At 53.7% G+C, this 3,122-nt stretch carries 4 protein-coding genes and 3 tRNA genes; all 7 read left to right on the top strand.

Annotated elements, in window-relative coordinates; genetic code table 11:
* Positions 1–146 precede the first annotated feature (146 nt).
* Positions 147–1,103, top strand: coding sequence for a bifunctional biotin--[acetyl-CoA-carboxylase] ligase/biotin operon repressor BirA (gene birA / locus N8H22_RS20020; RefSeq protein WP_264592222.1), 957 nt, complete (start codon positions 147–149; stop codon positions 1,101–1,103).
* A complete protein-coding gene (locus tag N8H22_RS20015; protein ID WP_264592221.1) occupies positions 1,100–1,837 on the top strand; it encodes a type III pantothenate kinase in 738 nt (245 codons plus the stop codon). Before birA ends, N8H22_RS20015 begins: the two co-directional genes overlap by 4 nt.
* 15 nt (positions 1,838–1,852) lie before the next feature.
* Entirely contained in the window at positions 1,853–2,530 is a 678-nt protein-coding gene (locus tag N8H22_RS20010; protein WP_264592220.1) for an SPOR domain-containing protein, read from the top strand.
* A 131-nt stretch (positions 2,531–2,661) separates the two neighbouring features.
* A tRNA-Tyr gene (locus N8H22_RS20005) sits at positions 2,662–2,746 on the top strand.
* Between the two features lie 25 nt (positions 2,747–2,771).
* A tRNA-Gly gene (locus N8H22_RS20000) sits at positions 2,772–2,845 on the top strand.
* Positions 2,846–2,869: 24 nt separating this feature from the next.
* Positions 2,870–2,945, top strand: a tRNA-Thr gene (locus N8H22_RS19995).
* 85 nt (positions 2,946–3,030) lie between these two features.
* Positions 3,031–3,122, top strand: a 92-nt coding sequence (locus N8H22_RS19990) for a GTP-binding protein (protein WP_031629039.1), incomplete at its 3' end; no start/stop codon positions are given.

The following is a 3,122-nucleotide window of genomic DNA, read 5'->3' as shown; positions in this document are numbered from 1 at the left end:
CATGTGAGAGTAGGTCATCGTCAAGCTCTTATCTCAAACCCCCGACCAGCTCAGCTGGCCGGGGGTTTGTCTTTGCATGACGGAAAAGTACGTAGGCTCCAAGTGATGCGTTGACTATCATCCGGCTTTTAGCTTATAGGAGAATCATGAACAAGCTTCTGCATTTGCTACAGGATGGTCGTTTTCATTCTGGGAGGGAACTTGGAAATGCTCTTGGCGTGAGCCGTGGTTCCGTTTGGAAATATCTGCGAGATATCGAAGAAGAGTTTGACGTGGAGCTTCATCGCGTAAGAGGGCGTGGTTATCGGTTGAAAAACCCGCTTTCGTTATTCAGTCGTGAGCTGCTTGAACCTGGTCTGCGGTTGCTGAATTGGCATCTCCATTTATACGACAGCTTGGATTCAACGAATGCCGAAGCCTTGCGTCTATTGCAAGCGCAAACCGCAATTCCGCTTGTGGTGCTCGCGGAAGCGCAGACTGCTGGACGAGGCCGGCGTGGGAGGACGTGGGTTAGCCCTGCTGCGCAGAATTTATATCTAAGCTTGGCGTATCGCATTACCGGCGGGATGCAGCAGTTATCGGGTTTGAGTTTAGTTGCCGGCCTTGCGGTTAAGGATGCATTGCACCGTATAGGCATTGCAGGCGTGGGGTTGAAATGGCCGAATGATGTTTACGTTGGCGGCAAGAAGATCGCTGGGGTGTTGCTTGAGCTGACAGGAGACCCGGCGGACATTTGCCATGTTGTTATTGGCGTCGGCATCAACGTGAACATGTTGTTCAGCGATGACGACATCGACCAGCCTTGGACGTCGCTCAGGGCGCAGCAAGGTAGTTTAATCGATCGAAATAAGTTGGTACTGCAACTCGGTGAGTCCTTGCATAGTCATCTGCAACGCCATGCTGAACTTGGCTTTGCTGAGATGCGATTAGAGTGGGAGGCTTGCCATATCTGGCAGGGCCGAGAGTGCGCCTTGAGTACTGCGAGTCGACAGGTGAATGGTGTAGTCCTTGGAGTGGATGACCAGGGGGCGTTGAGACTGCTTGTTGACGGGCATGAGCAAGTATTTAGCGGTGGGGAGCTCAGCCTGAGGCTTGCAACATGATTCTTGAGCTCGACTGTGGCAACAGTTTTATAAAATGGAGAGTTTTTCAGCCTGAATTGGCTATTTCGGTGAGCAATGGGGTGGCAGCGTCGCTAGTGGAGTTGATCGCCGATGTTTCACTTTGCGCTACGCGGCTCACGAGAGCACGGCTGGTGAGTGTGCGGGGGGATGAGGAAACGGACACTCTCTGCCAGGATTTGGGTCGGTTTCTAAATATCCCGGTATCTCGCGCAGTTCCGGCTCGGGAGCTTGGGGGGGTGATTAATGGATATGAAGAGTACGATCGTTTAGGGCTGGATCGATGGTTGGCTATTGTTGGAGCTTACAGCATCAATCATCAAGCTGCGTTAGTTCTTGACTTGGGCACGGCTGTAACCGCGGACCTGGTTGGGGCTGATGGCGTTCATCTGGGCGGATATATAGCGCCTGGTATGCCGTTGTTGCGCCATCAGCTACAGGCCCATACCCGGCGTGTGCGGTATGAGCTCTCCGAAGCTGCTTTAGCTGTGAAGGGGCAGGGGCCAGGGCGCTCAACTGTTGAGGCTGTCGAGCGGGGGTGTCTTTTGATGCTGCGTGGGTTTGTGGAGGCGCAGATTCGGCACGCTCGGATTTGTCTTGGGGATAATGCTGCTATGTTCGTGACGGGTGGCGACGCTGTGCTGGTGGCCGATATGCCGAATCTATCTCACGCCCCAGATCTGATTTTTCGTGGTCTGGCTATTGCCTGCCCGTAACCGCTCGAGGTGCGAATGCGCTGGGTTTTTCTTTCCCTGCTGGTCTTGAACATTCTCTATTTTGTCTTTCAGCAGCAGGCACCTTTGCAAGTGAAAAGGGTGGAGTCGCCGATGACGTACAGCCCCGCGGGCGCGAGGATCGCGTTGTTGAGCGAGTCTGTCGTGGAGCCTCGTGAGCAAACGAGATTGGAAGCCGGTGAGGGTGAGGTTTGTCTGTTTCTGGGCGGCTTTGACGAAGAGGAAACCGTCCGAGTCCTGGAGCAGCGTTTGTTGAGCCTCGATATTCAGGTAAGTTTGCAGCTAATTGAGTTCGCAGCAGGCGTCGACTACTGGGTTTACCTACCGCCGTTGGCTTCGCGGCAAGCTTCTCTTCGTCAGTTGCGAGAGTTGCAGTCGCGAAACATTGATTCCTACATCATTACGGTGGGGGATCTCGCAAACGGCATATCGCTGGGAATATTTTCGCGTAAGGATTCCGCGGAAGGAGTCGTCGCGCGGCTGCGTGATGTTGATTACGCTGCTTTGGTGCGCGAATTACCCCGCATGCATCGAAAGCAATGGCTGCGCGTTGAGCCGGAGAGCCGCGAGTTGTTGGGCGGCGCGCTACTGCAGGCCCTAGTGCGAGACATGCCATCCCTGCAGCATCGGCAAATGCCCTGCGCAAGCATTGCAACTTCAGGTCGGTTTGACTAGAATGGCGCCCGCTTCAGGAGGCAGCTTTTTTAGCTCTTTTGAATGCAGCTGTCATAAAAGCTAACCTCAAGATTTATATGAGAAAATGCTTGACAGCGGGGTGGCTACCGATGAGAATGCCGCCTCACTTTGGAGGGGTTCCCGAGCGGCCAAAGGGATCAGACTGTAAATCTGACGTCATAGACTTCGAAGGTTCGAATCCTTCCCCCTCCACCAGATTCAAGCGTAGGCTCCGGCTTTCGCGGGTATAGTTTAGTGGTAGAACCTCAGCCTTCCAAGCTGATGATGCGGGTTCGATTCCCGCTACCCGCTCCAGATTTGGTGTTTGCGCGGTGTTTCGCTCATGTAGCTCAGTTGGTAGAGCACACCCTTGGTAAGGGTGAGGTCAGCGGTTCAAATCCGCTCATGAGCTCCAAAACGACAAAGGCAGATATGTGAATATCTGCCTTTGTTTTAATGGTGGCGTGACTAGCTCAATTCAACGATGGGAGACGGTCTCGATGGCTAAAGAAAAGTTCGAACGTAACAAACCGCACGTCAACGTCGGTACCATTGGTCACGTCGACCATGGCAAGACCACGCTGACTGCTGC

This window comes from Stutzerimonas sp. S1, from assembly GCF_025966695.1.
In the GTDB taxonomy this organism is placed as follows: Bacteria; Pseudomonadota; Gammaproteobacteria; order Pseudomonadales; family Pseudomonadaceae; genus Stutzerimonas.
This window is presented reverse-complemented; position numbering and strand designations above follow the sequence as displayed.

Excerpts from the sequence above, each read along its gene's own strand:
- birA (WP_264592222.1), top strand. The coding sequence starts at position 147 with ATGAACAAGCTTCTGCATTTGCTACAGGATGGTCGTTTTCATTCTGGG.
- N8H22_RS20015 (WP_264592221.1), top strand. The coding sequence starts at position 1,100 with ATGATTCTTGAGCTCGACTGTGGCAACAGTTTTATAAAATGGAGAGTT.
- N8H22_RS20010 (WP_264592220.1), top strand. The coding sequence starts at position 1,853 with ATGCGCTGGGTTTTTCTTTCCCTGCTGGTCTTGAACATTCTCTATTTT.